Raw genomic sequence first — 16,623 nt, forward strand, 5'->3', positions numbered from 1 at the left:
GAAAGAATCTTCATCTAGTCTGATTACCTATTTTTATTTAAATTCTCAATCTCATTTTGCAACTTTTTGAATTGTTCAAAATGCATAGTGATAGATTGACTATTTCCATAATCAACACTATGCTTTACAAATAAAACACCAGTGTCATGAAAAATTGCTTCCAGTTCTTTTCTGATGGATACTTTCATTATATGTGCTGTTTTAATAGCCGATAAAATTGCAATTTCATTAAACTTTAATTTTATTTCATTTGGACAAAATGCTTCTTCAACCAATATAACTTCATTGCTATAAATAAGTGCAACAAGATTACTTGATTTTGCATCTGTTAAATCTACTTTTTTTATAACATTATTCATTACATTTTGCCTCCTTTGATTTTATATATATCAATTATACAATTGTTTTTTAAAATTAATCGACCTTACATTAATTTTAACATACTTTTATTGTAGGATTAAGCTACACTTCAAACGTTTTACTATTCCACAATTTTTGTTACATGAACCATTTGGACTATAACACCATATAGTAGTATTAACAAATGATTGTAAAGCGGGTGAAAACTATGCCCTCAGTTGTAGGGAATTTAGTTGTACAAAATAGTAACGGTTCATTTAATTTAGGCGATTTCTACAATGTTTCTCCGAAAGAAAATACGAAGGCTTATAATGGATCTGGTGCTTCAAATGTTGGTTTTGTTGTTAATACTTTTAATGGTGTGAGCGCGACTAATACTTTTGATTCTGACCTTGCAGATCAAAACCAAGTAGGTACAGCTTAGTCCTATTTTTTCATCGTACTGTTTAGGAATAATAAATTTGTCTATACTATAATCAGGCTGTTACACAGCTATTATTGATTTTTGGAGTACCCTATCTTTTTCTCCCTTTCCCTGGGGCTTAGCAGCTAGTATGAAGCTAGCTGCTTTTTCTTTTCATTATTTATATCCCTCATCTAACATAACGTAAAGGAAGCTAAAATTGAAATTCCAGCTTCCTTTACGTTATTTCAATAATATCAGAAGTATTAAATACGTAAGTTTTATAAAATGCGTCAGTACATATTACAATGCACTTTAGCGGGTTTATATGCACTACTGTCATATAACTTGTAAGGATGTAACCATCTTCAAAATATGTCACCAATATTTCTTTCTCAGACAATAATGACGTTAATAATTTATCAGAAATTCTCTCTTTTGCTTCGTTTGTTAAGAACGGTTTTTGTACTTTAAACTTCTCTCCAACAATCTTTCGCATACTTAATAACTGTTCCGACATTACTGTAAATGGAACCCATTCTCTTTCTATTTTCTGCACCTTTACATCATTCATTTATTTATCTCCTTGATCATTTATCCATTTTATTTCACACATATTGTTCCTCGATTATTCGTTAATAATTGCTAGGCTCATATTTATCCCGCATTAACAGGTAGTGAAGCTCCTACCTTAAAATCCGCTATATGCGGGGAGGTAAGACGAAAATCAACTGCCCGTAAACGCTTAATTGGTGAAAGCTAATAAATAACGGACGATGAACACCCCCGCTAATTAAAGTTTCACTTTATTTCTTATTCGTATACTATCTGCACACACAAGAACATTCGTTCTAATTATACACGAACCTACGTTCTTTTGGAATGATTTAAATTATATTTTTATCCATCATTTATTTTTTCTTCATCAAATGAGCTTTTCACTTCTTATATAAAAGTTTTAATTTTTCAAGTTTATTAACCAACTATAAATGAAAGCATATATTATAAAGAACGAACTCACAAAATTTCTATAGAAAAGAGAGCAATGTAAACACTCTCTTTTCATACATACTGTTTAAGAATACATATTCTCCCCTTACTACATATATTTTGGTTGTACTATTATATGTAATTCCCTCTCCGTTACTGCTTTTTTTGGGTTACGAAAATACTCTAATTCGTATTTTAATACTTCATACTCAACCATCCCAATCTTAATCCCTTTCGTTTCCTTTAAAATAGCTAATAAGTTACTTATATCTTCATCATACGATTCAAAAACCTTCCCTCCATCTTCTCTTTGAAAAATTACTTTCATATTTTCTCCTCCTACGTAATATATTTATCTATTAAATAATTTGTTTAAAAGCATTCTTTCTTTATCCTAAAAGTTTCATACTAAAAAGAACATCCTTTTTAGTAGAATGCTCTGCTTTTCACTTCATTTCACATCAATATTTTTTCAATACTATTGTATGTTTCATTCTGCAAATTATGTTTATCCACTTCAATAAAGAAAAACTTAAATCAATTCAGGTTTTAATTAGCCCACGCCAATCAGACTACATGCAAATAGTGGGATGAAATTAATAAATCCACTTTATATTTAATGAAATTAAGCAAACGAAACATTATAATATCAATATTCTATGAAGCATTGATCATTCCAATTTAAAACAATTACATAAATTCCCATTGTAATTCTTAATATTTAAATGTAATATTATATTGTCTTACTATCTATTTATAACTCACACACTAACTAGAAAAGGGAACCTATAAAGGTTCCCTTTTCTAATTACAGTCATTATTTCTTTTCTAGAAATTCAAATGTATTTTTAAAGTCTTTATCGTTCACTTTAATATCAGCATCTTTCAGTAAATCATTGACTACTTGTTGTTTCCATTTTCCAGTCGTATCTTGTAGTCTTTGCTGTTCTAAATCTTTACGAATTTGATCTTTTACTTCATCAAATGGCTTCAATTCTTTTTTATCTGTCACTTTAATAATGTGGTACCCGTAAGTTGTTTTTACCGGCTCACTTACTTGTCCTGCATTTAATTTATATGCAGCTTCCTCAAATTCTTTCACCGTTTGTCCTGGAGCAAAACCAGTTATTTCTCCGCCTTGTTCTTTTGAACCAGTATCCTCTGAGTATTGCTTGGCTAAAGCTGTAAAATCTTCACCATTATTTACTTTCTCTTTCACTTCTTTAGCAGTCTTTTCATCTTTCACTAAAATATGACTTACCTTCATTTCTGGTTTATAGTTATCTTTTACATCTTTTTCTGTGACAGTCGCTTTAATCGCTTTCTCAAATGCAATTTCTGGCTTCATTTTTTCTTTTAATTCATCTTCATTCTTCAAGCCAACTTGCTCTAAAGTCGATTTGAAGTTATCACCCATCTTTTCTTTTGCTTCTTCTACTTGTTTTTTTGCTTCCTCATCTGAAACTTTATATTTATCTAACAACGCCTTACTTAACACCATTTGGTATAAAGTACTTTCCCCATATTTTTGTCTTAATTCTTTACTTAACTCTTTTTCTGTAACATTGCCTACTTTTGATGTTACTACGTTGTCTGAGGAACCACATGCCGATAATGCCAGTACTACGCATGAAATAATTGTTCCTAAAAATAGCTTTTTCTTTTTCAATTCAAAATACCTCACTTTTATTATTATATAAGAATAACTATACAATGTACTTGTGTTAACAATGTGTTTTCCACATGTAATTCATTTCATTTGAATAAACTATGTATCTTGTTCTTTTTTGTTCAAATATTAAAGGTCATCTTACTATGTATCAGTAAAATGACCCTTTACGTATTCCTATAGATTCTTAATAGTTACATGTTCTTCCAGTATCCAATTATTTTGCCCGATATCTACCGCATTTTTGGCTCTGCCCCACACACGAAAAGATTTTGATCCATCAATATTTCCTTTATAATTTATACATTCAGGCTCTGCATAGTAATTAACTCCATACCCAACGGGATATTTTGAAGATGCATAAAACCATTTCACATCAAAATGTTTTACATATACCCACTGTTTATCATTGCCTAAGCAAATCATATCTTTATTTGCGCCTCCCCAATAACCATGTAAGACTAAATATGGAGTTTTTTGAGTGATTGTACCTGTAAACTGAGGATTCGCAGGATTTTCATATAGATTTATGCCATATCCATCAGAATATTTCGAAACCGCAATACCAATACCAGTTGATTGTTGTGTATCCTCTTTGCCGGATTGAACAGATTGATTTACTTGATCCGATCCTATAAACCAAGAAAGCGACTTTTTTCCTATTAATTGATTTAAATCACATTTCCCAATACCAGGAACATTTCCCGAATCAGTATATTGCCAAATATCACACGGATATGCTGGCTTATTTCCTCCATAACGAGGAATCCATACAAAATCAACTTCAATATTACGTGCTCCAAATGATACATACGTGTGATGCCCCACGTATAGCCCTACTTTTTTCGCACCTAAACGGCGTAATTCATCTATAAACGCTTGTGTCCCCCCTTGCATATCCATCATCGTTTGAATTTCTACGTCCACCACCCAAAACTTAGCAGATTTATCGCCACGACTCCAAAAATCTTGTGCCTCTTTCCTTGCATCAGCAATAGATATAAAACGACAAAATGCATAATTACCAAATGGAATACTGCGTTTCTTCATTTCATTCACATAATTTTGATACATAAAATCTACCGTATTCGAACCATCTTGAACTCTAGCAATAACTAAATCTAGCTGAGATGCTGCAATATCCCAATCAATAGTGCCATTCCATTTTGAAATATCCATAATATACCCCAATACAATTCATCCCCTTTTTAATATCATATTCAAAGCTTGTCTTATTAAAAGCCCCTTATGCCTAATACTAGCTATCTATACTATAAATAAAGAAAATCTATATTTTTTTCAAAATATACGATCTTTTAATTAAGTTTCTACTAATTTTTCATAATCTAATCACACCATTAAACTCCATATCATTATCAACTCAACTAAAAATTTCATATTATATATTAATCTAAACAAAAAACGCAGTATACAATACTGCGTCTTAGGAGCTGATTTTATGAAAAAAAAACCTATCGTGGTCAAAGTTCCACCAAACTCAAAACTAAAAATCACATTTTTCGGTCCTTGTAACGAGGTAATTACAAATGTTTCTATAATTAATCAACTTTCCACACCTAAGTGTCAAACTATTACGCAATATCCAAACTATAAGAAATACGAAACTGAAGTACGATCATTATCCAATTGTTAATCATATTCTGATTAGCTAAACGACTTCAGTAAAAGACTAAAATTACTCATTTCATGATATTCTATTGATAATCTATTGATTTTTCACACATTTTTGTTAACCGAGCATATATTATCGTATGGAGATTATCCACTCATAAAACCTATCTTTCTTTAGAGCGTACTGTTTATGTATGCTCTTTTTTTATTTATCCCCCATCCTGCTTACTTATAAACAATTTAATCAATGTGAACTCAATAATACTCCTTTATTTATTATACTTTCACTCCTCTGTTACATTATTGTATTCACTCAAACATTATATTCATCTAATATATATCCCTTCTAAATTGACCATAGATGTATTAAAATCTTTATATACTCAAGGAGGTCAAATATGTTCAAATTGCATCCAATACTTCTCATCTTAGGATTTATTTTATTTTTATATAGTGTAATCGCCTTAATGTTATTCCTTTCCATACAATAGCAATACCTACACAAACCTTTGTTAAATATGTAATTTCTATATAGTAAAGAAAAAACGTAATTATACGGACATAAATCAAGATATCTTTTCTATTACGTTAGACAGCTAGCAAATGTAATACCAAAGAACTTTTACAACCATGTTACTCGTTTCGTTGTACGCTTTTTATTACCTGCAGAATATCTAATACTCATAATAAGCTAGCACTTTCAACCTTACTTCCTAGCATGTGAAATTCTCATGAAACAAACTATATTTAACCGATTTACTTATATATTTTAGAAAAACAATAATAATCCCCCACCATTTGGTGAAGGGGATTAACTAAACCTACTGAAAAGTGTTGTATTGTCTTCGTTATTCAGTTGGTGAAGGGAATCTTGCCGCTTCAAAGTGAACCGTATTCAAACCATTAACATTTTGTACAATTACTCCAGCAACACTACTCTCAGCAAAAACTTCAACTGAATCCCCTGCTTCTAATTGAAGAATAGACGTTACTGAAACATCATTGTTAAAAAATACACCGGTCCCAAAGAAATCATTATCAATTGCTATTGCTGGGTTTCCATTCACACGAATCTCAACTCTAGCTCTGTAATTTACATTAAAATCATTTGGAGAGAATGTTATATTCCCTAATACACTATATACCCCTTTAGTCTTCGGAATAAAAATAGATGTTGCTGCATTATATTCATTCGCTAAATCAAACTGTTCATTTTGAAATAATACTTTAACTGAAGTATTTTCCGGAACAGATTGATTCATTGTATTAACAGCTCTAAATGCAGACGCCCTTACAAGCTTTTCTTTCTTATCATCACAACAATTCACTTTTACATACTTTCTATCACATTGACTATTTTTTCTAAAGCAATCATGACTTTTCTTTGTGTAATCTTTACAATACTTACAGTAATAATAAGACGTAGTAAGTCCCCCTTTAAATTTATTATTACATACTATGCAATATAGATTAGAATAGTTTGGACAAACTGTTACTATTTTCAATAGAATAAAATATCCCCACCATTTCGGTGAGGATTATTCTTTCTCTTTTGTTTACTCGACTTTATTTAATTGGAGAAGGGAATCTTGCAGCTTCAAAATGTGAGCCGTCTTCTGAAGGACTTAAAACTCCGTCTATGCTACTTTGTGCATAAACCTCAACTTGATCTCCTTCATTCAATTGAATAATCGTCGAAACACTTACTACATTTCCAAAACCTATTGGACCGAAAAAGTCATTATCTATAGCTATTGCTGCGTTTCCATTTACACGAATTTCTACACGAGCTCTATAATTTAAGCTAGGATCGTTTGGAAAGAAACCAATCGTTCCAATAATAGAGTAAACTCCCCTAGTCTTCGGAATAAAAATAGACGTTACTGGATTATACTCATTTGCTAAATCAAATTGTTCATTTTGGAACAATACCTTTACAAAAGTATTGGCAGGAACCGTTTGATTCACCGTATTTCTAGCTCTAAATGCAGATGCCCTAACAAGCTTCTCCTCGTTGTCATTACACTTACTCGTGCTCTTACAACAATCATGCTGTTTCTTTTTATACTCTTTACAATACTTACAGTAGTAATAGCAAGACATACTAGTTCCCCTTTCATGCTTATTACTACATATTATGTAAGAGGGATTCGTAATGTTTGGACGAGCTATTGTTTTAGCACTATACTTGTCGCCTATTTATATACACTTGAGAGGAAAACATATTAATAAAAACACAACCTAGATGTATCGTGCAATCCATTCAAATTTAATGGATTGCACGATACATCTATTTTACGTTCCATACAAAAAAGAGCGAATCTACATTCGCTCTTTCCCACATATTTACGGCCCAAAACTTATCATCCAACCTAACATAAATCCAAATAAAGCAAACAACAGCATAAAAACAAATAAACTACATGCCCACAATGCATATTTTCGACTTTTGCTTTTTGTGATCATGCCTATGACTGAGCACACCACTCCAATACCAACTATTTGCAAAAAACCTTTACCTATAAATGTTTCTTGAATAAGCAATATAATGTTCAAATACAATAACGCTAGTAAAGCAATAATGAATGAAATAGTCCCCATCCACGATTCCTGTTTATAAATATGATTCTTTCTTTTTTTTAAGAATGCCAATTCCATAACCTCGCTTCACCTACTTTCAATTTTCTAACTTTTTCGTGGCTCATCAATTTTTCAACTTCTACTTTAGGCCCAGTTACAACTGCCCCGTATGTTTTCACCCCATTTTTTTCAAGGAAAGAAATACGCTTTGACAACTCTAATACTTTCGCTCTAGATAGCTTCACTGCTAAATCTTCATGCTTCTGTAATGACTTTAACACATCAATAAATTGTTCCTCATGAGGTGAATCACTTTCAAAAGCACCACTTGGCCTTGAAATCATATCTGCTGGAAAGCCAATCGGGGCTACATACATACCCTCTTCATTCGTTTGCTTCTCCTCTAATCCTGTATTAACGGCATACCACACAATATCAATAGTAGGAAACATATTCGTTACCTCTTGTACACTTAATAATTCTCTAAAAGATACAAATGCTTCTACAACAGATTCTTGCGGAAGACCCTTTAATACTTGCGCTTCTTCGCTACTATTATAGGACGCATTATAATTATTAGGATGAGACAACACCTCGTTATCTATATATGGGACTTCTGGAATTTTTTCATCTGTTGTATATTCACGGCTTACTTTCGTTGCTCTACTTAATACATAATCTGTTTTCTCTTCTCCTATTCGAATATCTTTCTTTCCTACCCTTTTATACAAATCAAAATGCAATTGCAAACTAAGCGGCAGCAATGTTTGCTCCATGTCCCTATCTTTCAAAAATACATTTGGTTCTGTTACACTTAACGTTTGATTTACTACATTCCGTATCTCCATTGCGTTTGTAGGTGCCACTGTATAATATAAGAGTGTAGATATATATATAATAGGTTGAATAAGTAGTAAAAAAGTAAATACAATCAAAACATTCGTAATACGCGCTCTTTTTTTACCTATTTTCAACACTTGCTCCTGTTTTCCATCAGGAAGTGAAGCCGGTCTTTGATGAAGAGCTTCTTGTAACAATTCTTTATAATCATCTTGTTCAGAATGAGGTTTATCATTTGTCATTTTGACTCTTTTCCTCCTTTAACAATTCTTTTAATCTCTTTCTCCCGCGAAATATTTGACTTTTATACGTGTTTACCTTTAAATCTAATACAGTAGCACCCTCTTCGTACGTTAATTGATGTACGTCACATAATAAAATAGATTGTGCCTCTACCACTGGTAAAGTATGAATAATCTGAATTAATTTTTCATAACTATTTTTTGCGACTACATACTCTTCTGTAGATTCCCCTGCTTGTATTGTCTCTAATTCTTCCGTTCCTACAAAAGTTACTTTTTTCTCTTTCCTAACAAAATCAATAAACGTATGATATGCCACTTTAAATAGCCATGATTTTACCTTTTGGTTTTCATAGTCTTCTAGATAAAGATACGCCCGATAAAAAGTCTCCTGCATCAAGTCCTCCGCTACGTGATGGCTACGAGAAAGGGAAAATAAATACCGGTACACATCGTTTATATAAACCTTATATATTTCTTCAATCTCCATCCCCCTCCTCCTTTCATATATAACACGAATAAACAAATTAAAAAGTTGCATTATTTTCCCTTTTTTCTTTTTTATTATATAAAAGAAATATCATTTATACATTTTAATAACTATTTACAATTATAAATAAAATACGTGATGTTATGGCTGTAAATATCTTTCAAGATTAGAAAAAACGGGTCGAATCTTCTTTGTAGGTTAATAGTTATAAGACAATCGTCCTATTCGATATAACCACAAATAGGACTTCATTGCTACATCTCGATCTAATCCACGTAAATAAATGTTCATGTATCCTTTCATACAGAGCCACTAACCATCATTTTTCATGATAAAATAATCCCTATTTTTTCTTTAATCGGTATCATCTCATCAAAAAACACTTGTAATATGTACGGAGATTATCTCATCGACTATTTACAAATTGTAGTTGAGAACTATTTGACGCTTACATATCCCCCTCTCCATTTGCGGGTAATAAGACTCCCAAAAAATTTCGGAACATGCAAGAAAGATAGGTAGGAGCCGGATCGTCCGTATATGTCCAATTGGTGAGGACTAATAATCGGTTTGGGATACCTGCCCCCTACTGATTAAACTTTCAATTTATAGATTAAATACAGTTCCATACGGGATAGTAAGAAAAGAACTTCCATACGGTGTGATTTGATGCACTGGGTAAAAATACTCCATAGATGAATAATACGGCTGGATACCTTGTTGCTGCATTTGCATTTGTTGTTGCATTTGTAACGCTTGTTGAACAGCTTGAACTGTACTTTGTGCTCCGCTAAACGTTATTGATGTACCATACGCTGGTCGCATACCTGCTTGGGTAGTAAAATATGAATAATACACTATTTTCATCTCACTTCCGTAAAAGTAATTACAATTTATGTTATGATTTTTTATTTCAGTGGGTGTGGAGAATTAATCTATTAGCTTTGATTAGGTTTAAAGATTTTTATTATCTGTTACATTTTCATATTTCATTTACAAGGTTCATCTACTAATACTAATTTAATTTTAGAGGGGCGTTTTATTTCGAATTTTCTGTTAATCGATTCACAAACTAAAGAGATAGTGAATTAACTACGTCTAATTAAATTCATTTACTTTTGAAACTATGAAAATGAATTTTCAAGATTATTAAAGGTATATGACTTATTAATACATCCTCTTCCAAATAAAAGCACCCTCAACGGATGCTTTATTTTTTACAATACTATAATTCATTAGCAATACTTCAATTGTCCACGAATTTCACCATTAGGATGTTGTACTGTATGAACATTAATATAAATGTTTCCAGATATGATTTCATTTACAAGAGTACCTAATGTTTGACCCGCTAACGGCCCAACCAAATCTTCTTGAGTAATCATTCCCGTAAGCGTTGCACACTCTATTGAAATCGGATTTGTTATTGGTCCAAATAAAAAAGCTACAACAGGACCATTAGTTCCTTTTGCTCCAATATGCAGATGGGCAGCTACTACATCCTCTATATCGAATAAATCTAACTTGAATTTTAGGCTAAGCTTGTCCGGGCTTAATTTAAAGAAAGCCTCTCCTCGAGCATCTGTTTCTACTGGTGGAACTTCATTCCTGCCGCGTAACTTTACAAAGAACATATTTACCACTCCTACGTTTTTATATACTCCTAATATATTCTTGTCCTTCATATATGGTGTTAATAAATCAGCTATTAGTCTACTTAATTTTTTTATACTATAGGTTAAATTATCAATTCTATTAAATCCATTAATTTGACTATTTCATATTACAATTTTATTCATATACTATATTAGATTACTCGAAAGGAGGCGAAAGTATGGAAAGCTGTGTTTTGTTCGTTAATGGACAACCTCTTTTAGTGGTATCAGTTGCTGGAATCGAAATTGCTAGATTAGAACTTTCTCTTCAAGTAGCATTGACTTTAATAGCATTAGGGATTCCAATCTGTGCATAAAAGTTAGGCATTTATTAAAAAGAGGGCTTAAGCTCTCTTTTTTATTTTTATCTTTCCTTCACAACAAAAAAAGACGCCACTAAAATCACGGCATCACGTACAATAACTGCTATTTGTTTAATCATTTCTTCACTAACAACCCTAATTCATGTAGAATTTCTGAGAACGAATAGCCATATGCAAAACCTACAATACGAATCCCTGGAATCCATCTATGTTCTAAATTTTCATTGTATGTTTTCTTATAATACTTTAATTTAGAATCTATACTGTATTTGTCGTTAATAATTACTTCATCGCTATGAAATCCATCCATTTCAATCTGAACAGCTACGTACTCTGCTCCCTCAATAAAGGCTTTATTATAACACTTTTCTAATTCTTCTAATGTCATCCCCATTATTAACCTCCTATCCAAATGGTTGTTTTGTTCAATAAAAAAGAGCATCTAGATCAGTAGATGCGAAGATATATAAAAGGTAAGCTCTTTGAGTATTTAATAGATTATAAGCTGGTTGCTTGTCCTACAATATATTATATGATTTTTATATAATAATGGTTCATCAAAAAACAAGGTGAAAATTACTCATTGCCATTTTAGAACATAGTTACATTTTAATTTTTTAAGCTAGTCTATCAATCGCTCCCCTCCAACTCCTCACTTTCTTCACGTATTTGTCCAATTAATGAAATTACGGAACCTACGGCTTGTATCCAACTTCCTGTTATTTCTATAAGTTGACCTTCTTTATTTTTTTCATTCGGTTCGCTATTCACTTGAATGTTTGAATTTTTTTCAATATCATTTAATCGATTTTCTTTACCATACTGTCTCTCTTCTCTATTAGTTTTCAGTTCATAAATACCTCCAATTGCTTGCAATGAATTCCCTATAGCTTGCAATAAGTTTCCTACAATATTTAAAGATTCATCTTTATCTGAAGTATCCTCAAATTCATCTGCTAATGCTGTAAGTCCTCCTAAAGCCTGTGTCCAATTCCCAGCAATCACTAATTTAATTTTTGTTTCATCTTTAAACTCAATAACCAATCCAGATATTACAGTTACATTACCAATTGATTGAATTTCATTTCCGATTTTTTCAAGCGATATTTCCCCTTGACCATCAGCCTCTAAAGCATTTCCAACTGCTTGTAATACGTTCCCGTATACATTCAAATCTTTCCTTACATTACTGCTTATAAAATAAAAAGGTGTACTTCCAATAGCGGCAGTTATTGTACCTATAGCTGCTATCAACGCACCAAATATTTCCTTTAGTTGGTTCTCCATTTATAACCTATCCCAACATTAAGTAATTACTTTCATCTTATTCAATCCCACATCTACCTGTTAAAAATTCAAACATAGATATCTATTTATATTACTTTCCCTATTAAACTAAGCAGTTTTTGCAAATAGATGACTTCTTCACTAGAACACTTAATAAATTACTCTTTTTATGTTTTAATTTAATAAAAATATATTTCCATATTGTTTTCTAGTCTTACTTACACTTCCTTTTAATAACCAATTATTGATTATACATCCCATAAGAACGTCTCGTTTTTCTAAACATATACTTAGAAGAAAAATATTCCTGAACATTACACAAATACTTACAAATCCTTTAAATGCAGAAGAAAATACAAATTCTTAAGGCATACTTAACGATTAAAAAATTTTAAAAAGGAGGTAATTATGAAAAATAATCAAAACTCAAACGATCCGTGCGAAAAATTCCAATTCCCCTGTTTTATTTCTATATCCTCATGCGATCAAACTAATTGTTGTACACCTGTTTTCTTCTCATCTTCTCAGCAACAAGAATTATTGTCCCTAATTAACCAATTAAATCAAGCTATCCTTTCTTTCTTTACCACGCCAAATCCAACAACTATACAAATACTCCAATCATCATTACAAGCGTTAAATGATTTAATCATTGCAGTACAACCAAATACTCCAAATAAAAATTTAGTTATACGAACTATCATTCAATTAATCAATTCTTTGCCTACTGCATCTCTTAATCAAATCTCTGCGTTATTCCAATTTCTATTCCAAAATTTATCTTCGCTCATTAGTTGTTCCAATATTTCGGACCCATTGTTACAACAAACATTCAACTTAATTTTGCAAGGAATATTGAATAGTTCTCTATTAAATATTATCGGAATACCCGGTCCTACTGGAGCGACAGGACCTAGAGGATTTCCAGGACCTAAAGGAGCAACTGGGCCTCAAGGTGTGCAAGGCATTCAAGGGCCAGAAGGACCGGAAGGACATACTGGACCTCAAGGTGTGCAAGGGCTTCAAGGACCGGAAGGACTTGCAGGAGCTACTGGGCCTCAAGGCGTGGAAGGGCTTCAAGGACCGGAAGGACCAGAAGGACCGACTGGGCCCCAAGGTGTGCAAGGGCTTCAAGGACCACCTGGACCACCTGGACCCACTGGCTCTGGGACTGGAATGGGAGTTCCTGGACCACCAGGGCCAACTGGACCTCAGGGGGTACAAGGAATTCAAGGGCCGGAAGGAGCAGAAGGACCGACTGGACCTCAAGGTGTGCAAGGGCTTCAAGGGCCGGAAGGAATCGAGGGGCCGACTGGACCTCAAGGTGTGCAAGGCATGCAAGGACCGGAAGGACCGGAAGGACCGACTGGACCTCAAGGTGTGCAAGGCATTCAGGGGCCAGAAGGACCACCAGGGCCCACTGGCGATTGTGAGTGTCCACCGGGGCCGACTGGGCCGACTGGGCCGACTGGACCTGCATGTAATTTCCTAGTATATGTTACAAATGCAGGACTCATAGATGACCCTACAAATGATACAGTATCTGTAATTAACACCGGAACAAATACTGTGGTTGATACAATTACTGTAGGTAATGCACCTCTTGAAGTAACAGTTTCACCAAATGGCGCTCGTGCTTATGTTACTAATATTTTTTCTGATAACGTTTCTGTAATTGATACTGCTACGAATACAGTTATTGCTACCATTCCTGTTGGGGCTGATCCAATTGGCGTAGCTGTTTCACCAAATAACACAACTGTTTATATTGGAAATCACGCGAGTGATAATGTTTCTGTTATTAATGCCGCTACTAACACGGTTATTGATACCATCCCTGTTGGTAACGATCCGCAAGGGATCACTGTTTCTCCAAATGGAACCTTTGCATATGTTGCAAACGAATTAAGCAACAATATTTCTGTTATTAATACTGCTACGAATACAGTTAGCGCTACCATTCCTGTTGGCATTCGGCCTAGGATAATCGTCTTTACACTAGATGGTACTCTTGCGTATGTCACAAATCAAAACAGCAATACTGTTTCTGTTATTGACACCGCTACTAATTCCGTTATTAATACAATTAACGTAGGTTTTGAACCGGTTGGTATAGATATTACACCAGACGGCACTCGTATTTACGTTGTAAATAAAGTTAGTAATAATGTATCGGTAATAAGTGTGGCGACAAATACTGTAATTGATACAATTCCTGTTGCTTTATCCCCGGATCAAGTAACCATCATACCAGATGGTACTCTCGCCTTCGTTACAAACCAAGGTAGCAATACTGTTTCTGTTATCAATACTGCTACAAATACAGTTATAGATACGGTTCCAGTAGGTGTTGCTCCAACTGGTATAGCAACTGGAACTATTTGTGAATAATATAAAAAAACAGAGGGACAAAATTATGTCTCTCTGTTTTTTTATTTTTTGTGCTCCTTAAAAACTTCATTTCATAGCCGCACCCCTTGTATGAAATGAAGTAACGGATTAACTTTACGAACTTGAAAAACAGTCACAAATTACCTATATCACGCTCTAATCTTATTTTCTAATCTTCTAAAATTCTTTTACAAAATAAAAAAGCAGCTGTTAAGCTACTTTACATTCGTTTTATCCCCAAGAGAAATGATATATATATTCCCCCGTTACACTTTGATTAATTCCAATAATTCTGGCAAACCTCATTAAGTCCGCACCCTGAAGAAAATACATCGCAAGCGTGACTGGCACTTGTGACCACATAAATTGATAAAACTCCTCGACTCTCTGATTTGTTGAAACAATTAAATCATTTACAGGCCCTTGATTCCATACAGAAGTTCTAACTGAATTAAACGGAAGATCCTTCCCATTAACCACTATTCTTGCCATGCTTTGAGTTATGTCCACATCAATTCCCTCCATCATTACAAAAATCGGACCTGTATATTTACTCCTATGGTTATAAATATTCTCGACTTTCATAAATGACTAAGGCAAACCTCTATTTTTCACTTCTATTCAAATGAATTTATTTATTACAGTAAAAAACAAATGAAATTTTAGTATTACTCTCCCTCAACTTCCATGTGTATGAACATCGGTTTTTCTAACATCTAGTTCACCTACTTAAAAATGCAGGATTTCCCTTTCCAATATCGAATTAGTAATGTTTGGAAAGGGGGTGTAACATGGCGGAAATTAAAGTGGGACTTACACAATTTTTAGACTTCACACTGAAAAGTAGTGCTGCTAAAACAAATTTTGTAAAGAATTTAAAATCTCAACCTGAATATCACCCGGTTTTTGATTACTGGAAACAATTACGAGAAACTGTTATTAAATTTCATAAAAACGAACTACCTTTTGAATGTTTTGAAACATTAGTACAAACTGTTGATCAGAAGAAAAAGCAAAACTACATTGATGTTATAAAGCAGTACAAAAAATTTATTAAAAACAAAGACGTCTCTTGGTTTGATCCAGGTAAATCGCATTGGTTATCAGATAATTTAATCGTCCGCTCATCACCTGAACTCGGTTTGCTCATTAATGATGACCCGCATCTTATTAAACTATTTTTCAAAGGAAAGAAAGAGCGAATTGATAAATATAACATCAACTCAACACTAACATTATTAAATGAATCAACATTTTCAAATGAATATAACGATGTGAATTATACTGTCCTTAACATCCAAAAGAACAGAATGTATACGAATAACTCTATTAATAACGATCATTTAATAGCTCTTGAATCAGAAGCCCACCAGCTTTCTTATTTATGGAATAAGGTGTAAAAGGGTATAGGTATCTCTTTCAATACCTTGTTCATGCGTAATTTGGGCACAATTTTCACAAATCCAATTCGTTTCTTTTAATTGAAGCTCACCTTCTTGTTTCTCACAAACAATGCAAGGTGGGCGTTTTTGTTTCTTCACCCATTTCAACATCCTAATTCCCCTGACTTCTTAACCGCTAAATAATTCCTAAGATGTTCTTATGATCCCTTTCGCGTTCCACATCCTGTTTTTTCTTTCACTCTATACAGTGCAGCAATTTCCCCTCTTGTTAGTCACGCTTCTTTCACCCATATTACTTTTTTGGGTTGTGATTATTGCTGGAACTCATATAACGCTGCCCTAATCTCTTCTCTCACAA

At 33.2% G+C, this 16,623-nt stretch carries 21 protein-coding genes; 5 read left to right on the forward strand and 16 right to left on the reverse strand.

Annotated elements, in window-relative coordinates; genetic code table 11:
- Positions 1-23: 23 nt before the first annotated feature.
- Positions 24-359, reverse strand: a complete 336-nt coding sequence (locus tag JDS82_RS15710) for a hypothetical protein (RefSeq protein WP_001066867.1) — start codon at positions 357-359, stop codon at positions 24-26.
- A gap of 209 nt (positions 360-568) precedes the next feature.
- Here JDS82_RS15710 and gerPF point away from each other — a divergent pair, with 209 nt between their 5' ends.
- Positions 569-784 (forward strand): spore germination protein GerPF, encoded by a 216-nt coding sequence (gerPF, locus tag JDS82_RS15715; protein WP_001141565.1) that lies wholly within the window; start codon positions 569-571, stop codon positions 782-784.
- A 217-nt stretch (positions 785-1,001) separates the two neighbouring features.
- Here the strand turns inward: gerPF and JDS82_RS15720 are convergent, their stop codons facing one another.
- The 4 genes from JDS82_RS15720 to JDS82_RS15735 all read right to left on the reverse strand — a co-directional run bounded on the left by JDS82_RS15720 (position 1,002) and on the right by JDS82_RS15735 (position 4,613).
- Positions 1,002-1,337, reverse strand: a complete 336-nt coding sequence (locus JDS82_RS15720; protein WP_048566466.1) for a YolD-like family protein — start codon at positions 1,335-1,337, stop codon at positions 1,002-1,004.
- A 525-nt stretch (positions 1,338-1,862) separates the two neighbouring features.
- Positions 1,863-2,081 (reverse strand): hypothetical protein, encoded by a 219-nt coding sequence (locus tag JDS82_RS15725; RefSeq protein WP_000864290.1) that lies wholly within the window; start codon positions 2,079-2,081, stop codon positions 1,863-1,865.
- A 489-nt stretch (positions 2,082-2,570) separates the two neighbouring features.
- A complete protein-coding gene (locus JDS82_RS15730; protein ID WP_000727489.1) occupies positions 2,571-3,422 on the reverse strand; it encodes a peptidylprolyl isomerase PrsA in 852 nt (283 codons plus the stop codon).
- Positions 3,423-3,599: 177 nt separating this feature from the next.
- The gene (locus JDS82_RS15735; RefSeq protein ID WP_199713565.1) at positions 3,600-4,613 is read right to left on the reverse strand and encodes a glycoside hydrolase family 25 protein; all 1,014 of its coding nucleotides are present in this window, start codon (positions 4,611-4,613) and stop codon (positions 3,600-3,602) included.
- Positions 4,614-4,881: 268 nt separating this feature from the next.
- Between JDS82_RS15735 and JDS82_RS15740 the strand changes: the two genes are divergently transcribed.
- On the forward strand, positions 4,882-5,076 hold the full coding sequence (locus tag JDS82_RS15740; protein ID WP_016717419.1) for a hypothetical protein: 195 nt from the start codon (positions 4,882-4,884) through the stop codon (positions 5,074-5,076).
- An 826-nt stretch (positions 5,077-5,902) separates the two neighbouring features.
- On the opposite strand, the gene JDS82_RS15745 is transcribed toward JDS82_RS15740, so the two are convergent.
- From JDS82_RS15745 to JDS82_RS15775, 7 genes are all read right to left on the reverse strand, one after another.
- A complete protein-coding gene (locus tag JDS82_RS15745) occupies positions 5,903-6,514 on the reverse strand; it encodes a hypothetical protein (RefSeq protein ID WP_061672177.1) in 612 nt (203 codons plus the stop codon).
- A gap of 106 nt (positions 6,515-6,620) precedes the next feature.
- Complete coding sequence (locus JDS82_RS15750; protein WP_001278094.1) at positions 6,621-7,157, reverse strand: C1q-like domain-containing protein; 537 nt, start codon at positions 7,155-7,157, stop codon at positions 6,621-6,623.
- Between the two features lie 243 nt (positions 7,158-7,400).
- Complete coding sequence (locus tag JDS82_RS15755; RefSeq protein WP_000417667.1) at positions 7,401-7,712, reverse strand: hypothetical protein; 312 nt, start codon at positions 7,710-7,712, stop codon at positions 7,401-7,403.
- Positions 7,694-8,716, reverse strand: coding sequence for an anti-sigma factor (locus JDS82_RS15760; protein WP_048566468.1), 1,023 nt, complete (start codon positions 8,714-8,716; stop codon positions 7,694-7,696). Before JDS82_RS15760 ends, JDS82_RS15755 begins: the two co-directional genes overlap by 19 nt.
- Complete coding sequence (locus JDS82_RS15765) at positions 8,706-9,206, reverse strand: sigma-70 family RNA polymerase sigma factor (protein WP_199713566.1); 501 nt, start codon at positions 9,204-9,206, stop codon at positions 8,706-8,708. Before JDS82_RS15765 ends, JDS82_RS15760 begins: the two co-directional genes overlap by 11 nt.
- A 606-nt stretch (positions 9,207-9,812) precedes the next feature.
- Positions 9,813-10,064 (reverse strand): DUF3947 family protein, encoded by a 252-nt coding sequence (locus tag JDS82_RS15770; protein ID WP_048563133.1) that lies wholly within the window; start codon positions 10,062-10,064, stop codon positions 9,813-9,815.
- 377 nt (positions 10,065-10,441) lie between these two features.
- Positions 10,442-10,840: a CHRD domain-containing protein gene (locus tag JDS82_RS15775; RefSeq protein ID WP_199713567.1), complete on the reverse strand. Its 399-nt coding sequence runs from the start codon at positions 10,838-10,840 to the stop codon at positions 10,442-10,444.
- A 200-nt stretch (positions 10,841-11,040) separates the two neighbouring features.
- On the opposite strand from JDS82_RS15775, the gene JDS82_RS15780 reads away from it, so the two are divergent.
- Complete coding sequence (locus JDS82_RS15780) at positions 11,041-11,178, forward strand: DUF3956 family protein (protein ID WP_000443219.1); 138 nt, start codon at positions 11,041-11,043, stop codon at positions 11,176-11,178.
- 121 nt (positions 11,179-11,299) lie between these two features.
- Here JDS82_RS15780 and JDS82_RS15785 read toward each other — a convergent pair whose 3' ends face one another.
- Complete coding sequence (locus JDS82_RS15785) at positions 11,300-11,578, reverse strand: hypothetical protein (RefSeq protein WP_048563099.1); 279 nt, start codon at positions 11,576-11,578, stop codon at positions 11,300-11,302.
- Positions 11,579-11,814: 236 nt separating this feature from the next.
- Positions 11,815-12,471 (reverse strand): DUF6944 family repetitive protein, encoded by a 657-nt coding sequence (locus JDS82_RS15790; RefSeq protein WP_048563100.1) that lies wholly within the window; start codon positions 12,469-12,471, stop codon positions 11,815-11,817.
- Between the two features lie 408 nt (positions 12,472-12,879).
- Here JDS82_RS15790 and JDS82_RS15795 point away from each other — a divergent pair, with 408 nt between their 5' ends.
- On the forward strand, positions 12,880-14,862 hold the full coding sequence (locus tag JDS82_RS15795; RefSeq protein WP_199713568.1) for a YVTN family beta-propeller repeat protein: 1,983 nt from the start codon (positions 12,880-12,882) through the stop codon (positions 14,860-14,862).
- A 231-nt stretch (positions 14,863-15,093) separates the two neighbouring features.
- On the opposite strand, the gene JDS82_RS15800 is transcribed toward JDS82_RS15795, so the two are convergent.
- Positions 15,094-15,447, reverse strand: coding sequence for a hypothetical protein (locus tag JDS82_RS15800; protein WP_000862002.1), 354 nt, complete (start codon positions 15,445-15,447; stop codon positions 15,094-15,096).
- Positions 15,448-15,653: 206 nt separating this feature from the next.
- Between JDS82_RS15800 and JDS82_RS15805 the strand changes: the two genes are divergently transcribed.
- Positions 15,654-16,262: a hypothetical protein gene (locus JDS82_RS15805; protein WP_088092660.1), complete on the forward strand. Its 609-nt coding sequence runs from the start codon at positions 15,654-15,656 to the stop codon at positions 16,260-16,262.
- Here the strand turns inward: JDS82_RS15805 and JDS82_RS15810 are convergent.
- Positions 16,245-16,415, reverse strand: coding sequence for a hypothetical protein (locus tag JDS82_RS15810; protein WP_000922286.1), 171 nt, complete (start codon positions 16,413-16,415; stop codon positions 16,245-16,247). The two genes, JDS82_RS15805 and JDS82_RS15810, sit on opposite strands and share 18 nt — an antisense overlap.
- Positions 16,416-16,623 lie beyond the last annotated feature (208 nt).

The sequence above is a fragment of the Bacillus cereus group sp. N14 genome (assembly GCF_016483555.1).
Lineage (GTDB): Bacteria > Bacillota > Bacilli > Bacillales > Bacillaceae_G > Bacillus_A > Bacillus_A wiedmannii.